The sequence below is a fragment of the Micromonospora sp. NPDC050200 genome (assembly GCF_040656135.1).
Lineage (GTDB): Bacteria > Actinomycetota > Actinomycetes > Mycobacteriales > Micromonosporaceae > Micromonospora.
Genome location: NZ_JBFALG010000027.1, coordinates 1 through 22,257, shown reverse-complemented (window position 1 = coordinate 22,257; position 22,257 = coordinate 1). Strand labels below are relative to the sequence as shown.

The window sequence follows — 22,257 nt, the reverse complement described above, 5'->3', positions numbered from 1 at the left end:
TCGCGACTGCGGGGCTCCGCTCCGCTGCACTCCTCGCGCTCACAGGGTGGCACCCCCGAAGAGCCTGACCTCGTCGGCGCCGTCGGTCTCGGCGAGGGTGACCTTGACGCTCTCGGTGAGCGCGGTCGGGATGTTCTTGCCGACGTAGTCGGCGCGGATCGGCAGCTCGCGGTGGCCGCGGTCGACCAGGACGGCGAGCTGCACGCAGGCCGGCCGGCCGACGTCGTTGAGCGCGTCGAGCGCCGCCCGGACGGTGCGGCCGGAGAAGAGCACGTCGTCGACGAGGACGACCCGCTTGCCGTCGATGCCGCCCGGCGGGAGCTGGGTCGGGCCGACCGCGCGGGTGGCGTGCCGGCGCAGGTCGTCGCGGTAGAGGGTGATGTCGAGCACCCCGACCGGGACGTCGACGTCCTCGAAGGTGCTGATCCGGGCGGCGAGCCGCCGCGCGAGCGGGGCGCCCCGGGTGGGGATGCCGAGCAGGACGGTGTCGGCGGCGCCCTGGGTCTTCTCCAGGATCTGGTGGGCGATCCGGTCGACGACGCGCTGAACGTCGGCGCTGGCGAGGATCACCTTCACCGAGGGTTGTCGCGCCGGCGATGAAAGGGCAGCCGGTGGGCAGGCCACGGCGGACCTCCTTCCCCGCCTCACGGGACGGGTCGTTAAAGGACGTCTGGATTTCCGGTCGGATCGCGGGCGGCCCGGACCGGGACTTCACGCCACGTTACCAGCGGTCACCGGGCCGACCGCCAGCACCCACTGATCCCCGGATCAGGGTGGCGAAATGGGGATAAGTCACCCCGCGCTCCCCAACGGTAAGGTCACGACCACTTGACCACGTGTCGCAATCCCCGTACCGTCACGCTCCGTAGCGATCGCTGGGAGAACCCCAAAGCAGCACTGGGAGTGTCCGAATGCCCTCTGAATACGCCAAGTCGCTGGGCGCCCGCCTGCGCTCCATCCGCCAGCAGCAGGGCCTGTCCCTGCAGGGTGTGGAGGAGAAGTCGAACGGCCGGTGGAAGGCCGTGGTGGTCGGCTCGTACGAGCGCGGCGACCGGGCCGTCACCGTGTCCCGCCTGGCGGAGCTGGCCGACTTCTACCGCGTTCCCGTCTCGGAGCTGCTGCCCGACGGCAGCGGGGTGCGGCACGAGCCCACCAGCAAGATCGTCCTGGACCTGGAGCGGCTCTACGACGAGGCCTCCGAGGACCTCGCCTACGTCGCCCGGTACGCCCGCGCCATCCAGCAGCAGCGTGGCGACTACAACGGCCGGGTGCTCTCCATCCGCGCCGACGACCTGCGCGCGCTGGCGATCGTCTACGACGCCTCGCCGTCGGGCCTGATCGAGCGGCTCACCGAGCACGGTGTGCTGGTCGCCGACCCGCGGGCGTTCTTCGCGTCCTGAGGGGCTGTCGCAGGAAGGGCCCGTGCCGTCCGGCACGGGCCCTTCCTGCGTACGGGGTGCGGCTGACGCCGCCGTCGTTCAGCGGGTGGCGTACTCGGCGATCCGGCCGAGGATGCCGTTGAGGAAGCGCGGCGAGTCGTCGGTCGACATCTGCCGGGCCAGTTCCACCGCCTCGCTGATCGCCACCGCGTCGTCGATCTCGTCGACGTAGAGCAGCTCGTAGACGGCGATCCGGGCGAGGTTGCGGTCGACCACCGGCATCCGGTCCAGCGTCCACCCCTCGGCGTAGCTGGCGATCACCTCGTCGATCCGGTCGAGGTGGGAGGCGACCCCCTCGACCAGGCCGACCGCGTAGCCCAGGTGCTCCGGCCGCGGCTTCTCGATCCGCTCGACGTAGCCGGCGAGCACCTCGACCGGGGGCCGGTCACGCAGGTCGGCCTCGTAGAGCACGTCCAGCGCCCGCTTCCGCGCCTTGCGGCGCGACGGCATCTGCTGCTTGGGACCCTCGGCCATCAGGCTCGGCCGAGGTAACGGCCGTCGCGGGTGTCGACCTTGATCTTCTCGCCGGTGGTGATGAAGAGCGGCACCTGCACGGTCGCGCCGGTCTCGACGGTGGCCGGCTTGTTGCCGCCGGTCGACCGGTCGCCCTGCAGACCCGGCTCGGTGTAGGTGACCTCGAGCACTACCGAGGTCGGCAGCTCGATGTAGAGCGGAAGACCCTCGTGGGTGGCGACGGTCGCCTCGGCCTCGGGGAGGAGGTAGTTCGCCGCCTCGCCGACGGTGCCGCCGGGGACGGTGATCTGGTCGAACGTCTCCAGGTCCATGAAGACGTAGTCCTCGCCGTCGGCGTACAGGTACTGCATGGTGCGCTTGTCGACGGTCGCGGTCTCGACCTTGGTGCCCGCGTTGAAGGTCTTGTCGACGACCTTGCCGGACAGCACGTTCTTCAGCGTCGTGCGGACGAACGCCCCACCCTTACCGGGCTTGACGTGCTGGAACTCGACGACGGCCCAGAGCTCCCCGTCGAGGTTGAGTACCAGGCCGTTCTTGAGGTCGTTGGTGGATGCCATTTCCTGCCTTGATCATCAATTGGCGGACAGACCTCGCAAGTCTACTAGCAGTGTCGAGCCGGCGACTGCACCGTCTCTTCCCACCCCACCGGCGGCGCCCATGGGGACGGCATCCGGGTACCGGGTACGGGGCCAGAGAAGAAGCCGCGCAGCCCGTCGCCCTTCGTCCTCCGCCCCCGGTCGTGGCGATGCCCGGCGGCTCGTCGCTGTCGCGCGGGCTGCGACCTGTGGTCACCCGGCGTAGGCGACATGCCCCCCGGCCGCACCCGAGGTGATGTGGGAAACCCGCAGGTCAGGCCACTGCTGCATCGGAGGCGGCAGAGCAAAAGCGGCCGGGGCGGTCGGCGCGCGGGGTGACGAGGGCCACACAGCGTGATGTATGTCCTGTCGGCGGCCGAAGCGGCGGGGCGGGGCGGGGCGGGAGCTGTCAGGCGGCGAGGGTGGCCAGGTGGTGCAGGGCGAGGCGGTACCCGTCGACGCCCAGGCCGCAGATCACCCCGGTCGCCACGGCGGAGACCACCGAGTGGTGCCGGAACTCCTCCCGGGCGTGGATGTTGGAGATGTGCACCTCCACCAGCGGCCCGCGCAGCATCGCGCAGGCGTCCCGGACCGCGATCGAGTAGTGCGACCAGGCGGCCGGGTTGAGCACCACGGCGGCCCCCTCGTCGGCCGCCTCGTGCAGCCAGCCCAGCAGCTCGTGCTCGGCGTCGGTCTGCCGGACGGTCACGTCCAGCCCCAGCTCACGGCCGGTGTCGGCACAGAGTGTCTCCAGATCGGCGTAACTGGTCACCCCGTACACGTCGACCTGCCGGGTGCCCAGCCGGCCCAGGTTCGGCCCGTTCAGCACGTACACCCTCATGAGGTGACCTCCCGGTAGGCGGCGTGCAGCAGCTCGTCGTCCGGCCCCTCCAGGATCGCCGGCCGGGCCAGGCCGTCGAGCACCACGAAACGAAGCCTGCTGCCCCGGGCCTTCTTGTCCACCCGCATCGCCGTCAGCAGCTCCGGCCAGGCGTCCGCCGGGTAGCTGGTGGGCAGGCCGAGCGCGGCCAGCACCGTCCGGTGCCGTTCGGCGGTGGCGGCGTCGAGCCGCCCGGCCAGCCGGGCCAGGGCGCCGGCGTAGACGGTGCCGACCGCGACGGCGTGCCCGTGCCGCCAGCGGTAACCCTCCACCTTCTCGATCGCGTGCGCCAGGGTGTGCCCGTAGTTGAGCACCTCCCGGATCCCGGACTCGCGCAGGTCACCGGAGACCACGTCGGCCTTGACCCGGATCGCCCGCTCGATCAGCTCGCGGGCCACCGGGCCGGTCGGGTCGACGGCGGCAGCCGGGTCCCGCTCGACCAGGTCGAGGATCATCGGGTCGGCGATGAAGCCGCACTTGACCACCTCGGCCATCCCGGCGGCCAGGTCGGCCGGGGGCAGGCTGCCCAGCGTCGACAGGTCGCAGAGCACGCCGGCCGGCGGGTGGAACGCGCCGACCAGGTTCTTGCCGGCGGCGGTGTTCACGCCGGTCTTGCCGCCGACCGCGGCGTCGACCATGCCCAACAGGGAGGTCGCCACCGGCAACCAGCGCACCCCGCGCAGCCAGCAGGCGGCGACGAAGCCGGCCAGGTCGGTCACGGCGCCCCCGCCGATGCCGACGACCACGTCGGTACGGGTGAACCCGGCCGCGCCGAGCCGCTCCCAGCAGTCGGCGGCCACCTCGATCCGCTTGCCCGCCTCGGCGTCGGGCACCTCGATCTGCAGCGGGGCGACGCCGAGCGCGCGGAGCCGTTCGGCCAGCGTGTCGGCCAGGTCCTTGAGCGGCGGCGCGAACAGCAGCGCGACCCGCTCCGCGCCGGGCAGCAGCCGCGGCAGCGCATCGAGCAGGTCTCGTCCCACCAGCACGTCGTACGGCCGCTCGCCGCCGACCGGAATCCGGGTCACCTCGTCCATCGCAGGGCAGCCTAGTGCAGTCGGTACCGCCGCGACGGCGGTCGTCCACCTGGTGGCAAGCGACAATGCCGACGGCAGGGCAGGTATGGCGGTCGGGCTGGTGCTCGGCGCCGTCGCCGGTGTCGGCCTGAGCCGGGTCAGGGCCTGAGCAGGCCGACGATCTCGGCGGCGATCTCCGCGGGGCTACGCCCGTCGGTGACCACGGTCGCGGTCGCCACCTCGGCGTAGAGCGGGCGGCGCTGGTCCATCAGGTGCTTGAGCGTGGCCCGGGGGTTGATCGCGAGCAGCGGCCGGCCGACGCCGAGGCCGACCCGCTTCACCGCGTCGGGCAGCTCCACCGACAGGTGCACCACGGTGTGCCCGACCAGCGCGGCGCGATTCTCCTCGGCGAGGACCGCGCCGCCGCCGAGGGCGAGCACCCCGCCGTGCGAGGCCAGCGCCGCCGCCACCGCCGCCCGTTCGAGGGTACGGAAGTGCGCCTCCCCCTCGTCGATGAAGATCTCCGGGATCGGCTTGCCGGCCAGCCGCTCGATGTCGGCGTCGGTGTCCCGGAACTCGACCCCGAGCAGCGCCGCCAACTTCTCGCCGAGGGTCGTCTTGCCGGAGCCGGGCGCCCCGACCAGCACGCAGACCGGCTTCGTCACCGGATCACGCTCCGATCCGTGGCGGCGCGGCCGGTCAGCGGGACGCGGCCCCTGGCCCACCCGGCCGCTCACCGGATCACCAGCGCGTCGAGGTAGCCGGCGAGGTTGCGGCGGATCTCCGCCACCGAGTCGCCGCCGAACTTCTCCGTGGCCGCCTCGGCCAGCACCAGCGCCACCATCGCCTCGGCGACCACCGCCGCGGCCGGCACGGCGCAGACGTCGGAACGCTGGTTGATGGCGGTGGCCGGCTCGCCGGTGGTCACGTCGACCGTGGCGAGGGCCCGGTTCAGCGAGGAGATCGGCTTCATCGCGGCCTTCACCCGCAACGGCTCACCGGTGGTGATGCCGCCCTCCAGGCCGCCGGCCCGGTCGGTGACCCGGCGGACGCCGGTGGCGGTCGGCATGATCTCGTCGTGCGCCTCGGAGCCGCGCGAGCGGGCCTGCTGCCAGCCGTCGCCGATCTCCACGCCCTTAATCGCCTGGATGGACATCAGCGCGGTGGCCAGCCGGGCGTCGAGCTTGCGGTCCCACTGCACGTGGCTGCCCAGGCCCGGCGGCACCCCGTACGCCAGCACCTCGACCACGCCGCCCAGGGTGTCGGCGGCCTTCTTCGCGGCGTCGACCTCGGCGACCATCCGGAGGCTGGCGTCGGGGTCCAGGCAGCGCAGCGGGTCGGCGTCGATCCGCTCGGCGTCCTCCGGCCGGGGTCGCAGGCCCGGCTTGGCGGCGACCGGGCCGAGCTCCACCACGTGCGAGACGATCTCGATGCCGAGGGCCTGCTTCACCAGCGCCTTCGCCACCGTGCCGACGGCGACCCGGGCGGCGGTCTCCCGCGCGCTGGCCCGCTCCAGGATCGGCCGGGCGTCGGTGTGGCCGTACTTCTGCATGCCGGCCAGGTCGGCGTGACCCGGCCGGGGCCGGGTCAGCGGGGCGTTGCGGGCCTGCCGGGCCAGCTCGTCGGCGTCGACCGGGTCGGCGGCCATCACGGTCTGCCACTTGGGCCACTCGGAGTTGCCGACCCGGATCGCCACCGGGCTGCCCAGGGTCACGCCGTGCCGCAGGCCGCCGATGACCTCGACCTCGTCCCGCTCGAACGACATCCGGGCGCCCCGGCCGTAGCCCAGCCGGCGGCGGGCCAGCTCGTCGGCGATGTCGCCGGTGGTCACCGCCACCCCGGCGGGCACCCCCTCCAGCAACGCGACGAGGGCGGGTCCGTGCGATTCACCTGCAGTCAGCCAGCGCAACACAGCGGTCAGTCTGTCACGCCCGGTGGCCGACCCGACGCTCCGCCCGCCGCGTCCCGTCCTGCGGACACGACCGGTTGACCGGAGCCCGCAAGATCACCTTGCCGCGCCCGGGCGTTGTCACTGAGCGCGGCTTGGCAACAGGCAACAGGCCGCCACAGGCGTGAGAGTTGACTCTCACGAATCATGAGAGGAGACTCTCACGTCATGGACTCCAATAATCGCCTGGGCGATATCGAGATCACTGATCCGCAAGCCATGCGGGCGTTGGCGCATCCGGTGCGGCTGGCGATCCTTGACCACCTTCAGCGGGACGGGCCCGCGACCGCCACGCAACTCGCGCCCGACGTGGGAGCGACGCCGTCGGTGACCAGTTGGCATCTGCGTCACCTGGCCAGCTTTGGACTGGTCCGCGACAGTGATCCCGGCCCGGACCGCCGCCAACGGCGGTGGGAGGCAGTGGCACGCGGCTTCCGATTCGAGACGCCGCAAGACCCGGCTGATGAGGCGGGCCAGTCAGCCGCGCGGGTGCTGTCGCAGCAGATGTTCCGGCGCTATGCCGACTTCCCGAGCCGATGGGCTGCCGAAGTCGAATCCGAACTCGATCCAGCGTGGCGCAGGCTGGCCGGGCTGGCCAACACCCGCGTCGTCGTTTCCGCTGAGGAACTCGCCGCCATCGAGGACGGGATCGAGCGCATTCTTGCGCCGTACGTCACTCGCGACCCGGCCGAGCGGCCCACCGACGGCCGCGGCGTCCGGCTGATGCGCTACGTCCTGCCGGAAGGTGCCGGGGAGCAGACCGGACAGACACGGTGAACACCCTGGAGCAGACCGCTGCGATATCGCTGTGGCGGGATCGACGGTTCCGCCGCTTCTGGGCCGGTCAGTCGGTCTCGCAGTTCGGCGACCGGATCACCGAACTGGCCCTGCCCCTGATCGCCGTCAGCGCCCTGAACGCTACGGCCAACCAGGTGGCGTGGCTGACCGCACTCATCTGGGCCCCGAACCTGCTCGCAATCTTCCTGGGGGCCTGGGTCGACCACCGAGCCCACAAACGCCGTCTCATGATCCTCGCCGACCTGGTGCGGGCGGCAGTGCTGCTCAGCCTCCCGGCGGCCTACCTGCTAGGAGCGGTGACACTGGGGCAGTTATATGCCGTGGCGTTGCTGACCGGCGCCGCCGGGGTGCTGTTCAATACCGCCTATCCGCCATTCTTCGTGCGCCTCGTGCCGCGCGCGTCCTACGTCGACGCCAACAGCAAGCTCAGTGCCAGCCGGTCCGCATCGTATGTCGCTGGCCCGGCCATCGGGGGCCTACTGGTCCAGGCGCTGACCGCACCCGTGGCCATCGTCGTGGATGCCCTGACCTTCCTGGCGTCAGCGGTCCTGATCAGCCGGGTCTCGGTCGACGAACCGCCGACCGCCTCCGGCACCGCAGCGGCGCCCTCGCTGTTGCGGCGGGCCAAGGAAGGCCTGACGTTCATCGTCCGTCACCCAGTACTGCGGGCCAGCCTCGGCTGCGCGGCAACCGTCAACTTTTTCACCTTTGTGGCAGGCAGTGGGCTGATCGTGCTGTTCGCCAACCGGAGCCTCGGACTGTCCGCGGGAGTGATCGGCATCGCGTTCGGGATCGGCGCCACCGGTACCCTCCTTGGCGCGGTGTTCGCCCCGAGGGTCTCGCGACGGTTCGGTGTGGGGCGCAGTATCGTCGTGGGCGCGGTGCTGTTCCCGGCGCCGATCGCCATCGCCGCCATTGCGGACGGCCCGCTCTGGCTCCGCGCCGGAGCCTTGGCCGCGGTCGAGTTCCTCTCAGGTTTTGGCGTCATGCTGTTCGACGTCAACCTCAACTCCCTCCAGGCCACGGTGATCCCCGACGGCATGCGCAGTCGCGTGGCCGGCGCGTTCAGCACGATCAATTACGGCGTACGCCCCGTCGGCGCCGTCGTCGGCGGGCTACTCGCTACCCTCATCGGCCTGAGGGCGACCCTCCTCATCGCCGCCGTCGGCGGAGCCCTGTCGCTGCTCTGGCTACTGCCCTCACCGATACCCCGCATCCGCTCCCTGGCTCCGAGCGACACTGCGGATACGGCTGGTGACGCGGACGACGACAACCCCGCTGGATCGGTAGTTGCCAGCAACATCCCGTCCTGCTGAGTTCCACGTAGAGGCGCCTACCGCGGCACCTTCCCCCGCTGCGGTAGGCGTCAGGACCAATCGAAGCGCAGCCCGAGGCGCTCCGCCAGGGCGGCGTTGTACGGCGCGAAGTACTGGCTCAGCTCCACTCGGACCTCGGGGTCCATCGCGCTGCCACGCCGATGGTTGTGCGCCTCGTACGCCCGCAGCCGGTGCGGCGGAAGGCCGAGGAAGTCCAGCACCCGGGCGTGGCTGGCGGCCGGCTCGGCATACAGCGTCTCGCTGGGCAGGATGAGCAACTGCGCGGGGTCGAAGCGCTCCAGCCAGGGTTCCAGGTGCTCCAGGTAGCGGCCCCGGGCCCGGTAGGTGTACCAGTCGTACGCCTCGCTGAAGTACGTCGGGTCGGCGATCAACTTCTCCCGCTCCCCCGCCGTGCGCTCCTCCTCGCGGGACAGCGCCTCGGGGAAGTCCAACGGCTCCTTCCCTTCGGTGCGCCGCTCCTTCCAGTGCGAGTACGCCCGCTCCACCGGGTCGCGCAGCAGGAAGATCAGCCGGACATCCGGCAGCAGGTCGGCCACCCGCTGCGGGACGAGCGGGTGGAACATGTACAGCGGCGCCGCCTCGCCGACCCGGACCGGTCCGCGGTGCCGCCGCTCCAGGGCCCCACGCCGGCGCTCGGTCGGGAAGTGCGAGCGGTACCACGCCTCCCCCCGACCCCAGTTCTCCTCGAAGTAGTGCGAGGTCTTGGTGTTCCAGGCCGGGAAGAGCCGCGGCACCAGGGGATGCTCCAGCAGGTACCGCCACAGCGAGGTGGTGCCGCCCCGCTTGGTGCCGGTGATCAGGAAGTCGGGCAGCGGCCGCCGGTCGCTGGTTCGTTCGCCGTAGCGTACGAGTGAGTTGCGGACCTGGCGGGTCACCTGGTGCGGCACCACACCCTTGAGCCGATCGCGGATCGCCATTCTCTCCCTTTCGTCACGCCGGTCCCGGCCGGAGCATCGTCACCGCTGCGCGGACCGTTCGGCGGACCCGCCGGACCAGCAGCAGCCCGGCGACGGCGACCGCCAGCACCGCCAGGGCGAGGACGAGGCCCGCCACGCCCCGCCCGGCCAGCAGGGCGCTGAGCACCGCGACCACGGCCGCACCCCCGCCCGCCGCGGCCGCCGTCCAGCCCACCGACCGGGTGAGCAGCCGCTCCCCGACGGCGACCCGGGCCGACACCGCGGCCAGGACGTTCTCCGCGACGATGCCGGCCGTCCAGGCGTACGCGGCGCCGAGCGCGCCGTGCCCGGGGATCAGCAGCACACCGAGGCCGACGGTGAGCACCAGATTGATCAGGGTGGCCTGAAGGTGCCGGCCGCTGTTGCCGCTCATCAGCAGCAGCGTCTGGACGACGCCGACCCCGGAGTTGACCATCATGGCGCCGGCGAGGACCGCCAAGGGGGTGGCGCCGGCGACGAACCCGTCGCCGAAGAGGCTGAGGAAGCCCGGCGCGAAGACCGCGAGGAGCAGGTACGCGGGCCAGGAGAGGATGATGATCACGACGGTGACCCGCCGATGGACCAGCGCCGCGTCCGCGCTGCGCCCCTGCCCCAGCAGCCGGGACAACTGCGGCGCGACGGCCACCCGGAGTCCCTGCATGACCAGCAGCCCGGCGAGGGCGTACCGGCCCACCGCGGCGAAGACACCGGACTCCGTCGCGCCGGCCAACGCCGAGGTGAGCAGCACCCCGACCCACATGCTGCTCGCATCGATGGCCGCCGACACGGCGCGGGGCAGCGCGAAACCCCAGAGGGTACGCCAGTCCGCGCGGTCCGGTCGCAGCCGCACGCCGGCGAGCAGGCCGAGGGGCCGGATCAGCAGGGCCGCGGCGGCCACCACCGCCAGAGCGACCGGCAGCAGCCAGCCGCCGAAGCCGACCGCCACGCCGGCCCCGGTCGCCACCGCCGCCAGTAGCAGCACCGGGCGGGCCAGCGGCACCAGCACGTACTGGATCCCGACCACCGCGGTCACCGGCCGGACGGCGCGTACGGCCGCGAGCAGCACCGTCATCGCGGCGGTGACCGGCAGCGCCAGGAAGGCCAGGCGGAGCAGCGCCGGCCCGTCCGGACTGTCGAACAAGGCCGGGGCGAGCCCGTCGGCGGCGAGCGCGCCCGCCGCAGCGACGACGCCGGTGAGCAGCAGCACGGGTAGCAGCGCGACCGGCAGCAGCCGCGCCGCGTCGCCGTCGGCCCCGGGCCGCCGCCGCGGCAGCGCCCAGACCAGGGCGGTGTCGGCGCCGGCGCAGCAGACCGCGCCCAGGATGGAGACCACGCCGATGGCGGTGAAGAGCGCGCCGGACCCGGCGGCGCCGAAGCCGCGCACGATCACCACGGTGAGCGCGAAGCCCAAGGCGCCGTTCACGATGGCGCCGGCCAGCCCGACCGCGCCGTTGCGGGCGCTGCGCCGGGCCTCGCCCTGACCGGTGGACACCCCCGCGCCGCCCGCCGAGGGCGTGCTCGGGTGGATCTGCCGGGGGATCGCCGTGGTCACCGGTGTCGTCCCGGTGCCCGGATGACTCATGCCCGCTCCCCGTCCACCTCGGTACCCGCCTGCCTGTGAACGCGGGCGGCCGCTCGTACCGGCGGGGTGACGAACCCCCGGGTACGCCACGGCGTGAGCGGCGCCGGGCCGGCCATGGTGGACGGTCCGGCCGGCGCCCGGTTCACCGGCCCGCCGACCGCCGCCAGCCCGGCCCCGACGGCGAAGAAGATCACCGACAGGTTGGGGTCGACGTAGGCGTAGACCGGGATGACCACCAGCGCGATCACCGGCACGGTGCTCAGCCAGTGCCCGGCCGGCGAGACCGCGGTGGCCAGCCGCCGGGCCACCAGCACCAGCCAGCCGAGGAGGACCAGCAGCGCCGGGATGCCGTGGCTGTAGAGGACCTGCCAGACCAGGCCCTGGGTGCCCAGCGGCTCCCCGGCGAGGGTGGTGTCCACGCTCCTCGGCGCCCCGTACCCGAGCAGCGGCGAGCGCTCCACCGCCTGCCAGGTCCGCACGTAGAGATCCATCCGGTCGACATCGGTGTCGGTGCTGCCGACCCGGGCGTCGATCATCTCCTGCACCGGCACGACCAGGCTGACCACCCAGACCAGCCCGACCAGCCCGGCGATCGAGACGATCAGCCGGGCGTTGCCCCGGACCAGGGCACGCAGGGCCAGGTAGAGCAGGCCGGCGCCGAGGCCGAGGAACATGCCCCGGTTGAGCGTCAGGAACGCCGGCACCACCGACAGCGGCAGCGACACCCACAGCGCCACCCGGAACCGCCCGGTACGCACCGAGGTCAGGTACGCCAGCACGCAGGGCACCAGCACCGCGTACGCGGTGCCCCAGTTGTTGGTGTACGGGTACGGCGCGGCGGTGCGGTAGATCGGCGAACGCGACTGCGGGTTGAACTCGTTGGCCCGCACGTGGGTCAACGCCTGGATGAACCGCTCCCCCGAGATGCCGTGCGGCAACGCCATCTCCACCGGCGTGGTCAGGGCGAAGGTGGGCGCGAGCACGGCCAGCCAGCCCAACGCCACCACGCCCAGCCAGTACCAGCCCAGCGGACGCAGCACCCGGTCCCACCGGGCACCCTCGCGGACCAGGGTGTGGACGTAGACGCAGACCACCAGGGCGGTCGCCAGGAAGCCGAAGCGCAGCCCGAAGGTGAGGTACGCGGTGGCCCGGTCCAGCCGGGTGGCGCTGAGCAGCACCAGGGTGAGGAAGACCAGCCAGGCGGCGCTGCCGGGGGGCAGCGCGACCCGGCCGCGGGTGACGAGCAGGGCGAGCAGCACGACCCCGAAGACCGACCAGCCGAGGTAGAACGCGCCCAGCGCCCACCAGAGCGGCACCAGGGCGAACATGGCCGTGAGCGGCCAGACGGGCAGCGGCGGCGGGGTCGCCGGGGGCCGCCGGTCAGACACCCCGGCCCCGGCGCTGGGCCAGCCGGAGCACCCGTTCCCCGGAGAGCAGGCCGAGCACCACCGGCAGGGTGACCAGCAACCGCTTCTCCCGGGGGTTGAGCCGGAGCACCCGGCCCAGCTCGCGCAGCGCCTCGCGGCGCCGGCGGCCGGCGGCGAGCGCGAAGGCGATCTGGCCGTGCAGCCGGGCCAGCCCGGTGCGGCTGCCGGCCAGCTCGGGGTGCTTGTCCAGCAGGTAGCGGGTGGCCTCGACGATCGTCGCCCAGCGGCCGAAGAAGAACGACCCGCCGTGCCAGTCGACCACCACCAGCACCTCCGGCACGATCACCACCGGGCCGTGCGCGGCGACCCGCAGCAGCCACTCGTAGTCCTCGCCGTAGCCGCCGGGCAGTTCCTCGTCGACCGGGCCGACGGCGTCCCAGGTGGAGCGGCGGACCAGGACGGTGCTGGAGTGCACCTCCATGACCCGGTCCTCGACGAAGTCCGGCAGGGCCACCTCCGCCCGGTCGAGCCGGCGCTCCCTGGCGATGCCCGGGCCCTCCAGCCGGATGCCGCAGCTCGCGGCGGCGGCGTCGGGGCGGGCTGCCAGCAGCTCCACCTGCCGGGCCAGCTTGGCCGGCAGCCAGAAGTCGTCGTCGTCGCAGAACGCGACGAGGTCGCCGGTCGCCTCGTCCGCGCCGGTGTTGCGGCCGCCGGGCAAACCGCGCCGGTGCGTGTTGGTGACGTACCGCAGGGTGCGCCCGGCCGGCGGGTCGAGGTCGAGCGGGCGGATCTCGACGTGGTCGTAGACCACGACGCACTCGACCGGGCCCGGGTAGTCCTGGTCGAGCACCGCCTGGACGGCCCGCTCCAGCAGCCCCGGGCGGTCCCGGGTGGCCACCACCACGGTCACCGGCGGGTACGCCGGCCCCGTCCCGGCGTCCGGCCGGCCGCGGTCAGTCACGGCCGTCTCCCGTCAGCACGAACCCGAACGGCTCCACCCCGACGGCGCGCAGCCGGTCCACCAGTTGGGTCAGTTGGCCGGTCCGGGTCCGGTCCCGGGCCGCGACCAGCACCGCCCGGCCCTCCCGGGCGGCCCGGACCCCGCGCTCGTCGTGCAGCGCGGGCGGGGCGTCCAGCACGGTGAGGCCGTCCGACGAGGCGCCGTCCAGGTCGACGAGGCGGACCCTGCCGGTGCCGATCCGCAGCTCCTGACCGTCGGTCGCCGCGCCGTCGGCGGTCGCCGGCCGGGTGCTCGGCTCCCGCTTGTCCTGCGCGGTGGTGGTGGACCGGTACACCGCGCCGTTCTTCGCCTCGGCGGGGACGGGGAACGGCCGGGGCTTGCGGACCGCCGGCACGACGGCGGTGTCCTCCGGCCCGGCGGTGGCCGCCGGGGCAGGCGTGGTGGCGGGCACCGGACGGGGGCGGGGCACCCGGGGGCGCGCCGACTCCACCGGCGGGTGGCGACGCTGCGCGTCCAGCATCAGCCGGCGGATCCGCTCCAGGCTCTCTGGCGTGACGCCGAGCCGGACCTCGTGGCCGGCGGCGGCCAGCACCGCGGCGAGCCCGGCGCTGATCTGCTCGCGCCCCTCGTCGGTCGCCGGGGAGAGCACCACCAGCGGGCTCCGCCGCGGCCCGTCGACCCAGCGGCCGAGGGCCAGCACCAGGTAGCGCAGGTCGGACTCGTCCGGCTGCCCGCCCCGGCGGCGCCGCACCCTGCCCAGCAACGGCGCGCCGACCGCCGCGGCGGCCTCGGCGGAGGTGCGGACCCGACGGTCCAGGGACTCCCGGGCGAAGGCCACCAGCCCGCCGAGGAGCAGGCCGCCGAGCAGGCCGGCGACCAGGATCAGCGGCGCCGCGTTCCGGCTGGACGGCACCGGGGGACGGGCCGCGCTGGTCACCGAGCCGGGGCTCAGGTCGGCCGAGGCCACCTTGGACCGCTGCTCGGCAAGGGTGGCGAGCTGGTCGTTGAGCGCCCGCAACTGGTCGAGCAGGGCGCTCGTGCGTGGGGACGGGTTGCTCGAACTCTGGTTGGCCGGCAGCGACCGCTGCGTCGTGGCGCGCTGGGCGGTGACCAGGTCGATCGTGTCGTCGTACGACGTGAGCACTCCGGCCCGCTGGTTCTCGTACATACCCTTGCGCAGTGCCAGGTACGACTCGGCGGCGCCGTTCGCGCCGTCCACCGCCTCGCGCTCACTGTGGCCGGCGTAGCTGAAGCGCATCACCTGGCCGCCGACCGGCGTCTCCACCTCCAGGGCGTCGGCCACCTCCCTGGTCTCCCGTCCGGTGATGCGGGCGACCTTGTCGATCACGTCGTTGCTGGTGGCGATCCCGCTCTCGGCCGTCATGTTCACCGCGCGGTCGGCACCGCCGGACGGCACCGAGAACGGGTCGGTCACCACCGGCCGGACCACCACCGCCGTGGTCGCGGTGTACGTGGCCGGCAGGACGAACAGGTAGCCCAGCACGGCCAGCAGCACCAGCGCCGCGCAGCCGAGCACGGTCCGCCACCGCCGCAGCGGGATGCGGGCCAGCTCCACGAGGCCGACCGGGCGTTGCCGGGCGGAGGCGACGTCGGTGAGGTCCATCAGGTCGGGTCCTTGCGCGATGAGGGTGGGGCGGCACCGGCCGGGTGAGGAGTGGACCGGGGCCGGTGGTCACCCCATTGTGGCCGACCGCTCACCCGTGGTCGACAACCGTCCGGCCCCCTGGTGCGGGCGGTCCGCCCGGTGGCCCGAGGACGTCGGCGGACCGCCCGGCACGCGGGCGGGGTCAGGAGGTGGCGAAGAACAACGTCCGGCTCGACCAGTTCACGCCGGCCGAGGCGGGCGCGAGCTGGACCGAGGCCTTGCCGTCGACCGCCCTCTGGTCGAACGGGACGGCACGCAGCGAGCCGTCGGCGTTGCCGTACACGATTCTGCCGTTGACCCAGGCCAGGCCGCGGGCGTTGCCCCAGTAGAGGTTCAGGCTGGGCAGCGTGAACTCGGTGCAGCCGACGATGTGGCCGTCCGGCTCCAGGTAGCGGTAGAACAGTTTGTTGGTGCCGGCCTTCGTGTAGTACATCCGGCCGTCGAGATAGAACGCCCCGCTCATCGAGGCGGCGGTGAACCACGAGTTGTAGCCGCTGCTGATCCAGGGCGCGCCCACCGAGCCGCCCGAGAAGGTCGACACGTTCAGGTAGCTGCCGCTCGGCGCGGTCGCGTCGGTCCTGGACCAGTAGAGCTTGTTGCCGATCGAGAACGACGCGCCGGCCGCGGTGAGGTTCGGCTGGCTGGTGCTCACCGGCGTGCCCAGCGTGGTGCCGTCGAACGGCACCTTGGTCGCCCGGCCGTCGGCGGTGCCGACGTAGAGGTGGCCCGAGGCCGCCGACGGCGCGTTGACCGCCGGCACCGTACGGCCGCCGGCCAGCGGGAACAGCCCCATCCGGCCGTGGTACTCGTTGCCCAGGCCGTCGTTGTCGAAGCCGGCGAGCAGGCCGTTGCTGCCCCGCCACAGCTCCCACAGGATCGGGCCCCAGTCCGTGGTGCCGGCCGGCGCGCCCGAGCGGGTCGGGTTCCACACCAGCGGTAGGCCGTTGATCGGGTCCAGCGCGCCCAGGCCGAACCGGTTGATCGCGCCGGCGCCGGCGGAGTCGTCGCCGTTGGCGTTGTTCAGCCAGCGGAAGTGGCCGCCGACGTAGACCACGTCGTCGGCCACCTCGACGGAGGTCACCGAGTCGGTGCCGGTGTAGTTCACCCAGGTGCCGGAGATGGCGGCGCCCCGGGTGGCGGTCTCGAACCGGGCGATCGCGTCGCAGTACGCCCCGTCCGCGCGGCCCCCGTCCGCGACGATGACGAAGTAGCTGCCGTCGTCGGAGAAGTCGACGTCGCGGGCGTAGAACGGGAAGCCGCTGTGGCAGGGCGCCACGTACCGCTGGGTGCTCCAGTCGGCGACGGTCGGGGTGCCGGTCAGCTGCTCGACGACCACCACCTGGTTGCGCGCCTGCCCGTTGACCTGGGTGAAGTTGCCGACCGCGACCAGGGTCCTCCCGTCCGGCGCGACGGCGAGGCCCCAGACCAGTTCGGCGCTGGTCCGGGCGACGCTGGCGTCGATCTGGAACGTCGGGTCGATCGCGCCGGTGGTGGCGTCGAGCCGGGCCAGCAGGGAGTGCTGGGTGCCGTTGACCCAGTGGAAGGCGCCGGCGATGTAGAGCTTGTTGCCCGCCACGATGGTGCGCCGCACGAGGCCGCCGTCGCTGCGGCCGACCCAGGAGGCGACGGTGGCGCCGGTGGCCGGGTCCAGCTCGACGAGGTTCTTGCGGGCCACCCCGTTGACCGTGCCGAACGCGCCGCCGACGATGAGCTTGCCGTCCGGGCTGGCCGCCAGCGCGTGCACCGCGCCGTCCAGGGCCGGGGTGAAGCCGGCCTTCAGCGCCCCGCTCGTCCGGTCGTACGCGAACAGGTAGTTGCGGGTCGTCCAGCTCGCGTCGCCGGCGGCCTTGACCGAGGTGAACGACCCGCCCACGTAGACCGTGCTGCCGATCTCCGCGAAGGCCTTCACGTCGCCGTTGCGCGCGTGCGGGATGTTGTCGGCCGGGTTCGCCGAGGTGAGGGTCATGGGCACCGGCGGGAGGCCGTCCGCCCGGGCGGGCGCGGCGAGCAGGCCGACGGCCAGCACCGGCGCGGCGAGCGCGGCGAGGCACCGCCGCAGCGCCGGCATCCGGCGCGATCGAGACGACGTTCTGAGCAGCACTGGCGCCCCCAATGACGAAGTGAGATCCTGTTTGGCTTTTGTGTAGGCATTTGTCGCACCCTCGACCGACCAACCCATTCGGGCGGCGGCTCGGCCCGACCCCACCGTCCGGGTCCGTGCCGGGGCGGCCCGCGACGAGTGCACATTCCTCCACCACCGGTGGCCTGCCGGCTGTCACGCCGTCCACCGGAAGGGGGTCACCGCGCCGGTCGTGGTGACCGTCCATCGGGCCGCCTCGGCCAGGTCCCCGGCGGTCACCTCGTCCGCCTCGCGGGCCAGCGCCAGCCCCCGCCGGTCCAGCTCCCGGGCCATCCCCACCTGGTGGTCGTCGACGTGCTCGCCGTGCCGGCGGCGGCGGGGCACGAAGACGGCGCGGTGCCCGGACCCCATCGCGGCCAGCGCGCAGCCGACCCCGGCGTGCGTCACGATGACGTCCGCCTCCCGCATGGCCTGCTGCATCTCGGCGTACGGGACCTCGCGGCGGGCGCCGGCCGGCATCCGCGGAATGACGGTCGAGCCGACCTGCCAGAGGACCTCCGCCTCCGGCGGCAGGACGTGGACCAGGCGGCGCAGAAGCCGGGGGAACCCGAACCGGTCGTGGGTGCCGAGGGCGACGACGATCCTCGACACCGGCCGCGGTGTCGTCTGCCGGGTGGCGACATGACCGTCGAAGATGGAGCCGCCGTAGCTCCACCGGCCGTCGGCCCAGCCCGGATGCTGGGTGTAGAGCCGGGTGCGGGGCACCTTCGCGGCCAGTCGCCCGGTGAGCGAGGGCCCGTCGGTGCGGGTGGCGCTCTCGATGTAGTGGCAGGACAGGCCGTGGCGCGCGGCGGGCAGGAAGAACGACATGGCCACGCTGGCGCCGGTGCTGACCACCCGCCGGAACCGTCCGCCGCCGAGCAGCCGGCGGGCCGCGAGCAGGTCCCGCAGGGCACCCACGGCGTCCCGCGTGGTGGCCGGCGGGACGTGGATGACCTCCTGGCCGTCAAGCAGCGACCGGCTCTGCGGCGAGTCGAAGGTGACCCAGACGCAGTCGCCCTGCACGCCGAGGCGGGGCGCGAGGCCGTGCAGCTCGGCGAGGTGTCCACCGGTGGAGGCGACGAGAAGGGTGGTCACGTCCTTGCAGCTTCCGTTGTCAGGGGTAATGGCGGGGTGCCCGGCGGCCGGGGAGGCCTCGCGACGCCGGAACCTCGGGCTCAGGGACCGGTCATCACGGGGTCGAAGACCGCCGGGGCCGCGGCGCCCGGCGGCACCGGTGGGCGGATCCTGCCCTCGGCGACGAGCAGCGCCAGCGCCAGGACCCCGAGCAGCAGGGCGCCGAAGATCCAGCCGCCGAGCACATCGGTCAGCCAGTGCTTCTCGGCGTAGATCCGGGTGTAGCCCTCCACCCCGACCAGCACCGCCAGCCCGGTCGCCAGGGCGATCCGGCCGGCACGGGGGACGCGCCAGGTCAGCCCGACGAGCACCGCGATCGTGCCGAAGGTCAGCAGCACCCGGGCGCAGCCGCCGGAGGGGTAGGTGCCGAGGTCCGTCGGCGGGTGCCCCCGGTCCACCGCCAGCGTGAGGATCTCCTGCGTGTACTGCTCGACGACGAACTGCAGCGGCATCGCGGTCAGCGGGATCCACCAGCGGCGGCGCCGCCAGAGCACGGCGAAGGCCAGCGCGGCGACCGCGGTGACCCACGTCAGCGGGTACCGGTCGCCGATCGCGGTGACGAAGGAGTTCAGGTCGGCCCAACCGTCGACGCGGCGGGCGTGCACATGGCCGAAGACCGGTTGGTCGACGTGCGGTTCGAGGCGCGCCAACGCCTCGCCGAGCGGCCAGCAGAGCGCGACCACCGCCGCGCAGCCGGCGAGCAGCACGACAGCCGCGGCGCCGGCCCGGCCGAACGCCCCGGTCAGCCCGGCGACGGCCACCCGCACTCGACGCGCCACCGGGCCGTCCCGCACGGCCGGCGCCCAACGGGCCGCCACCAGGGGGGTCAGGATCGCGGGCACGAGCACGGCCAACGCGCCGAGCGCGTAGATGATGATCACTGACGGGCACCGCCGCGCCACGGTGCCGCCGGCCCGCCGGCCGCCGTCCACCGGGTGACCCCTCGCCCGCTGTCACCTGCCGTTGCCATCCGTCCCCCTGCCATGCCGCCGGCCAGCCGACCCACATCCGGAGCCGGCCGGACGTGGGGACGCCGGGCCCGCCCGGCGGCATGGACCACTGCGCCAACGACAGAAAGTAGTCGAACGGTGACACATTAGAGGATGGGCCGGGCAAGCGATAGAGACAGGTCCATCGCTGCGGCTTTTCCACCGATTTCCGGGTCGGCTCCTCGACTCCCCGGCCCCGCCCGCCCGGGTGCTAACCGGTCAACCGGTCGGCGAGCAGACGCGGCAGCGCGGAGTGCAGCCGGTCGCTCCAGCCGCCGCCCCCCGCGGCCAGCTCCGCCGTACGCAGCCACAGCTCGACGAGGTACGCGTCGGCGACCAGCCGGCGGCGGGTCGCGTCCAGCCCGAACGCGTCGCCGTGCCGCTGGAGCACCGCGACCAGCTCGGCGGCGGCCTCCGGCACCGACCGGCCGCGCAACGACAGCGCGCTCTGGAACCCCTGGTGGGCCAGGTCGAACCCGACCGGCCGCGCCGCACCGCTGTTCTCCCAGTCCCAGGCGACCAGCCGGCCGCCGTGCCGGCCGAGGTTCCAGGGCACCCAGTCGCCGTGCCAGTGGCCGAACTCCAGCGCGGTGTCGCCGTCGCGCGCGACGAGCGCGGCCACCGCGTCGACGACGGGGCCACCGGCCCGCCCTGCGCGCGCGCCCAGGTCGGCCAGGAACGGCGAACCGCGCAGCGGACGGGGCTCGGCCGCCGGACCGCCCCGGCGGGCGACCGCCAACATCGCGGCCACCTCGGGACGCTGCGGGTGCGGCAGCCGGCGGACCCGCGCGGGCATCGGCTCCACCAGGGTCACCGCCAGGTCGCCCCAGCGCAGCTCGCGCAGCAGCCGGGGCACGTCCGGGAAGTCCTCGCCGGCGCGGGGCAGCGCGCGCAGCGCGACGGCCTCCGCCGCCACCATCGCCCGGGTCGCGTCGTTCCAGCCGACCTTCGCGTACGCGTGGGCCGCGCCCCGGTCGTCGAAGAGCTGCAACGTCGGCTTGTGGTGCGGGTCCGGCGGGCGGATGCCGATCGCCGCGTGCAACCGGCGCCCCGCCAGCCGGCCCAGGTACGCGGCCAGCAGCAGCTCGGACGGGTCGACGCCGTCCGGCACGGCGACCGTCAGCACCGGCATCCGGGCCAGCCCGGTGGCGCCGAGCCCGGCCAGCACGCCGACGGCGAGCCGGTTGGCCCGCACCCGGGGCGGCCGCAGCGCGTTGTACGCCAGCGTCGACGCCGCCCCCACCCGCCGGGAGACCAGCGGCAGCAGGAACTTCGCCCGCGCCACGGACGGCACCACCGCGTAGCGGGCGGCGACGCGGTGACCGGGCGGGGGCGCGCCGGCGGAGACGTCCAGCCACAACCGGGGGTCGCCGAAGACGGCCCGGCTCACCCAGCCGATGCCGTCCCCGTGTTCGCGGGGATCGTCGGCCCGGAGCGCCGCCATGCCGTCTCCCGTCCGCCCGGACCGCCACCCGGCCCGCGCTGGCGGACACGGTAGGGCCCGGGGGCAAGGAACCGCCCGGCCGGCGGCCCGGGTCAGCGTTGCCAGACGCGGACGTGGTCGACCCGGAAGTCGGCCGGGAAGCGCGTCGCCGCGTCCGGGTCGCCGAGCCAGCCGCCCACCTGGAAGTTCAACCGCAGGTTGTACGGCTTGTGGAAGACCTCGTCGAACCAGGGCGTGGTGCTCCGGTCGCGCTGCCAGACCAGCCGGCCGTCGACGTACCAGCGGATCGCGTCCGGCTCCCACTCGGTGGTGTACGTGTGGAAGCCGTCGCCGGGGTACCCGGTCGGGAACTCATACCGCTGGTCCTGCTTGACCGGGGTGTAGTCGGAGAAGATGGCCAGGGTGGCCGCCCGGTGGAGGTCGCCGCCGGGCAGCTCGACCACGTCGATCTCGCCCCGGCCGCCGTCGTCCGGGCGCAGCCAGAACGCCGGCCAGAGCCCCGTCGAGTCGGTCGGCCCGTTGGGCGACCGGGCGCGCACCTCGAACCGGCCGTACCGGAACGACGCCCGGCCGATGGTGTCCAGGTAGCTCTGCGTGTACTGGCGGGTCTGCGAGCCGCACACCGTCGTCTTCCGCTGCGCGCGCAGGGTGAGCACGCCGCCGGCCACGACGGTGTTGTCCGGGTCGTCGACGTTGCAGCCCCGGTCGATGTCGCGTCCCTCGTTGTCGCGCAGGTTCCACTTCGACCGGTCGATTGCCGAGCCGTCGAACTCGTCCGACCAGACCAGCCGCCAGCCCGGGACCTGGCCGCCGGGGCCGGTGGTCGGCGACGACGCGAGTGGGGTGGTGGTCGGCGGCGCTGTCGTGACGGTCCACGTCGGGGTGGGAGCCACGCTGCGGCCGGGCGACGGCGCGGGGGTGGCGATCGGACCGGCGATGCCGACGAGCGGCGGCACCTCGGCGGCCACCAGCGGCATCATCGTTGCCACGATGCCGGCGACCGCGCCGGCGCTCAGGACGACGGCAGTGCGAGGCGGTCCGGGGCGGGAGGCCACGCGGCGGAGCAGGTGCCGGCTCATGGGACACTCCCCCGGACGGGCGACGACTACCGGCAGCAGCGTATCGGTGCCGGACGGTCACCTTCCATCGGAGATCCGGTCGCCGCGACGAATCAACCGGCGGCTAAGGAAGCCCGGCGCGGTGCGCGGCCAGCGCCCGGGCCATCGCCTCGCGCGGCGCGGGCACGCCGGTGAACTGCTCGAACTGGCCGACCGCCTGGGCCAGCAGCAGGTCCAGCCCGGAGACCACCCGGCAACCGGCGGCCAGGGCCGACACGGCCAGCGGGGTCGGCCAGGGGTCGTAGAGGGCGTCGAAGAGGACCGTCGACGACCGCCAGCGGAGCTCGCCGGCCAGCGGGTCTGCGACCCCCTTCGGCACGGTCGAGACGACGACGTCGGCCCCGGCGTGCGCGGTGGCGTCCGCCCAGCCGGCGCCGGTCAGGGCCACCCCGACCGCCCGGGCGACCGGCCGCAGCTCGTCGACCGCCGCCGCCCGGCGGGCCACCACGGTCACCGAGGCCGCGCCGAGCCGGGC

20 protein-coding genes and 1 pseudogene are annotated in these 22,257 nt (G+C 73.8%); 3 read left to right on the top strand and 18 right to left on the bottom strand.

The features are described from left to right. Positions 1–39: 39 nt before the first annotated feature. A complete protein-coding gene (gene pyrR / locus AB0I41_RS18990) occupies positions 40–624 on the bottom strand; it encodes a bifunctional pyr operon transcriptional regulator/uracil phosphoribosyltransferase PyrR (RefSeq protein WP_357108935.1) in 585 nt (194 codons plus the stop codon). 287 nt (positions 625–911) lie between these two features. Here pyrR and AB0I41_RS18985 point away from each other — a divergent pair, with 287 nt between their 5' ends. Next, positions 912–1,400, top strand: a complete 489-nt coding sequence (locus AB0I41_RS18985) for a helix-turn-helix domain-containing protein (RefSeq protein WP_013285505.1) — start codon at positions 912–914, stop codon at positions 1,398–1,400. A gap of 78 nt (positions 1,401–1,478) precedes the next feature. On the opposite strand, the gene nusB is transcribed toward AB0I41_RS18985, so the two are convergent. The 6 genes from nusB to aroC all read right to left on the bottom strand — a co-directional run bounded on the left by nusB (position 1,479) and on the right by aroC (position 6,293). Next, positions 1,479–1,889 (bottom strand): transcription antitermination factor NusB, encoded by a 411-nt coding sequence (gene nusB, locus AB0I41_RS18980; protein ID WP_357109116.1) that lies wholly within the window; start codon positions 1,887–1,889, stop codon positions 1,479–1,481. Positions 1,890–1,912: 23 nt separating this feature from the next. Then, positions 1,913–2,470: an elongation factor P gene (efp, locus tag AB0I41_RS18975; RefSeq protein WP_357108932.1), complete on the bottom strand. Its 558-nt coding sequence runs from the start codon at positions 2,468–2,470 to the stop codon at positions 1,913–1,915. A 427-nt stretch (positions 2,471–2,897) separates the two neighbouring features. Beyond that, on the bottom strand, positions 2,898–3,329 hold the full coding sequence (aroQ, locus tag AB0I41_RS18970; RefSeq protein ID WP_357108928.1) for a type II 3-dehydroquinate dehydratase: 432 nt from the start codon (positions 3,327–3,329) through the stop codon (positions 2,898–2,900). Then, positions 3,326–4,402, bottom strand: coding sequence for a 3-dehydroquinate synthase (gene aroB, locus AB0I41_RS18965; RefSeq protein WP_357108925.1), 1,077 nt, complete (start codon positions 4,400–4,402; stop codon positions 3,326–3,328). The genes aroQ and aroB overlap by 4 nt, the downstream gene beginning before the upstream one ends. A 137-nt stretch (positions 4,403–4,539) precedes the next feature. Next, positions 4,540–5,046: a shikimate kinase gene (locus tag AB0I41_RS18960; RefSeq protein ID WP_357108922.1), complete on the bottom strand. Its 507-nt coding sequence runs from the start codon at positions 5,044–5,046 to the stop codon at positions 4,540–4,542. A gap of 68 nt (positions 5,047–5,114) precedes the next feature. Next, the gene (aroC, locus tag AB0I41_RS18955; protein ID WP_357108919.1) at positions 5,115–6,293 is read right to left on the bottom strand and encodes a chorismate synthase; all 1,179 of its coding nucleotides are present in this window, start codon (positions 6,291–6,293) and stop codon (positions 5,115–5,117) included. 204 nt (positions 6,294–6,497) lie between these two features. Here aroC and AB0I41_RS18950 point away from each other — a divergent pair, with 204 nt between their 5' ends. Then, positions 6,498–7,106: a helix-turn-helix domain-containing protein gene (locus tag AB0I41_RS18950; RefSeq protein ID WP_357108916.1), complete on the top strand. Its 609-nt coding sequence runs from the start codon at positions 6,498–6,500 to the stop codon at positions 7,104–7,106. Then, entirely contained in the window at positions 7,103–8,443 is a 1,341-nt protein-coding gene (locus AB0I41_RS18945) for an MFS transporter (RefSeq protein WP_357108913.1), read from the top strand. Before AB0I41_RS18950 ends, AB0I41_RS18945 begins: the two co-directional genes overlap by 4 nt. Positions 8,444–8,493: 50 nt before the next feature. Here AB0I41_RS18945 and AB0I41_RS18940 read toward each other — a convergent pair whose 3' ends face one another. The 11 genes and pseudogenes from AB0I41_RS18940 to AB0I41_RS18890 form a co-directional block, all read right to left on the bottom strand. Then, the gene (locus AB0I41_RS18940; RefSeq protein ID WP_357108911.1) at positions 8,494–9,381 is read right to left on the bottom strand and encodes a sulfotransferase domain-containing protein; all 888 of its coding nucleotides are present in this window, start codon (positions 9,379–9,381) and stop codon (positions 8,494–8,496) included. Between the two features lie 13 nt (positions 9,382–9,394). Next, positions 9,395–10,981, bottom strand: coding sequence for a polysaccharide biosynthesis C-terminal domain-containing protein (locus AB0I41_RS18935; RefSeq protein WP_357108908.1), 1,587 nt, complete (start codon positions 10,979–10,981; stop codon positions 9,395–9,397). Beyond that, positions 10,978–12,369 (bottom strand): O-antigen ligase family protein, encoded by a 1,392-nt coding sequence (locus AB0I41_RS18930; protein ID WP_357108906.1) that lies wholly within the window; start codon positions 12,367–12,369, stop codon positions 10,978–10,980. The genes AB0I41_RS18935 and AB0I41_RS18930 overlap by 4 nt, the downstream gene beginning before the upstream one ends. Continuing rightward, a complete protein-coding gene (locus AB0I41_RS18925; protein ID WP_357108903.1) occupies positions 12,362–13,309 on the bottom strand; it encodes a glycosyltransferase in 948 nt (315 codons plus the stop codon). The genes AB0I41_RS18930 and AB0I41_RS18925 overlap by 8 nt, the downstream gene beginning before the upstream one ends. Further along, positions 13,302–14,933 (bottom strand): Wzz/FepE/Etk N-terminal domain-containing protein, encoded by a 1,632-nt coding sequence (locus tag AB0I41_RS18920; RefSeq protein ID WP_357108901.1) that lies wholly within the window; start codon positions 14,931–14,933, stop codon positions 13,302–13,304. The genes AB0I41_RS18925 and AB0I41_RS18920 overlap by 8 nt, the downstream gene beginning before the upstream one ends. Before the next feature lie 184 nt (positions 14,934–15,117). Continuing rightward, entirely contained in the window at positions 15,118–17,043 is a 1,926-nt protein-coding gene (locus tag AB0I41_RS18915; RefSeq protein WP_357108899.1) for a delta-60 repeat domain-containing protein, read from the bottom strand. A 207-nt stretch (positions 17,044–17,250) separates the two neighbouring features. Continuing rightward, entirely contained in the window at positions 17,251–18,192 is a 942-nt protein-coding gene (locus AB0I41_RS18910) for a glycosyltransferase (RefSeq protein ID WP_357108896.1), read from the bottom strand. An 80-nt stretch (positions 18,193–18,272) separates the two neighbouring features. Then, positions 18,273–19,112: a phosphatase PAP2 family protein gene (locus AB0I41_RS18905; RefSeq protein ID WP_357108892.1), complete on the bottom strand. Its 840-nt coding sequence runs from the start codon at positions 19,110–19,112 to the stop codon at positions 18,273–18,275. Positions 19,113–19,431: 319 nt separating this feature from the next. Beyond that, entirely contained in the window at positions 19,432–20,664 is a 1,233-nt protein-coding gene (locus tag AB0I41_RS18900; protein ID WP_357108889.1) for a hypothetical protein, read from the bottom strand. Positions 20,665–20,756: 92 nt separating this feature from the next. Next, positions 20,757–21,743 (bottom strand): glycoside hydrolase family 16 protein, encoded by a 987-nt coding sequence (locus tag AB0I41_RS18895; protein ID WP_357108887.1) that lies wholly within the window; start codon positions 21,741–21,743, stop codon positions 20,757–20,759. A 103-nt stretch (positions 21,744–21,846) separates the two neighbouring features. Then, a pseudogene (locus AB0I41_RS18890) lies at positions 21,847–22,257 on the bottom strand (shikimate dehydrogenase); the annotation flags it as partial.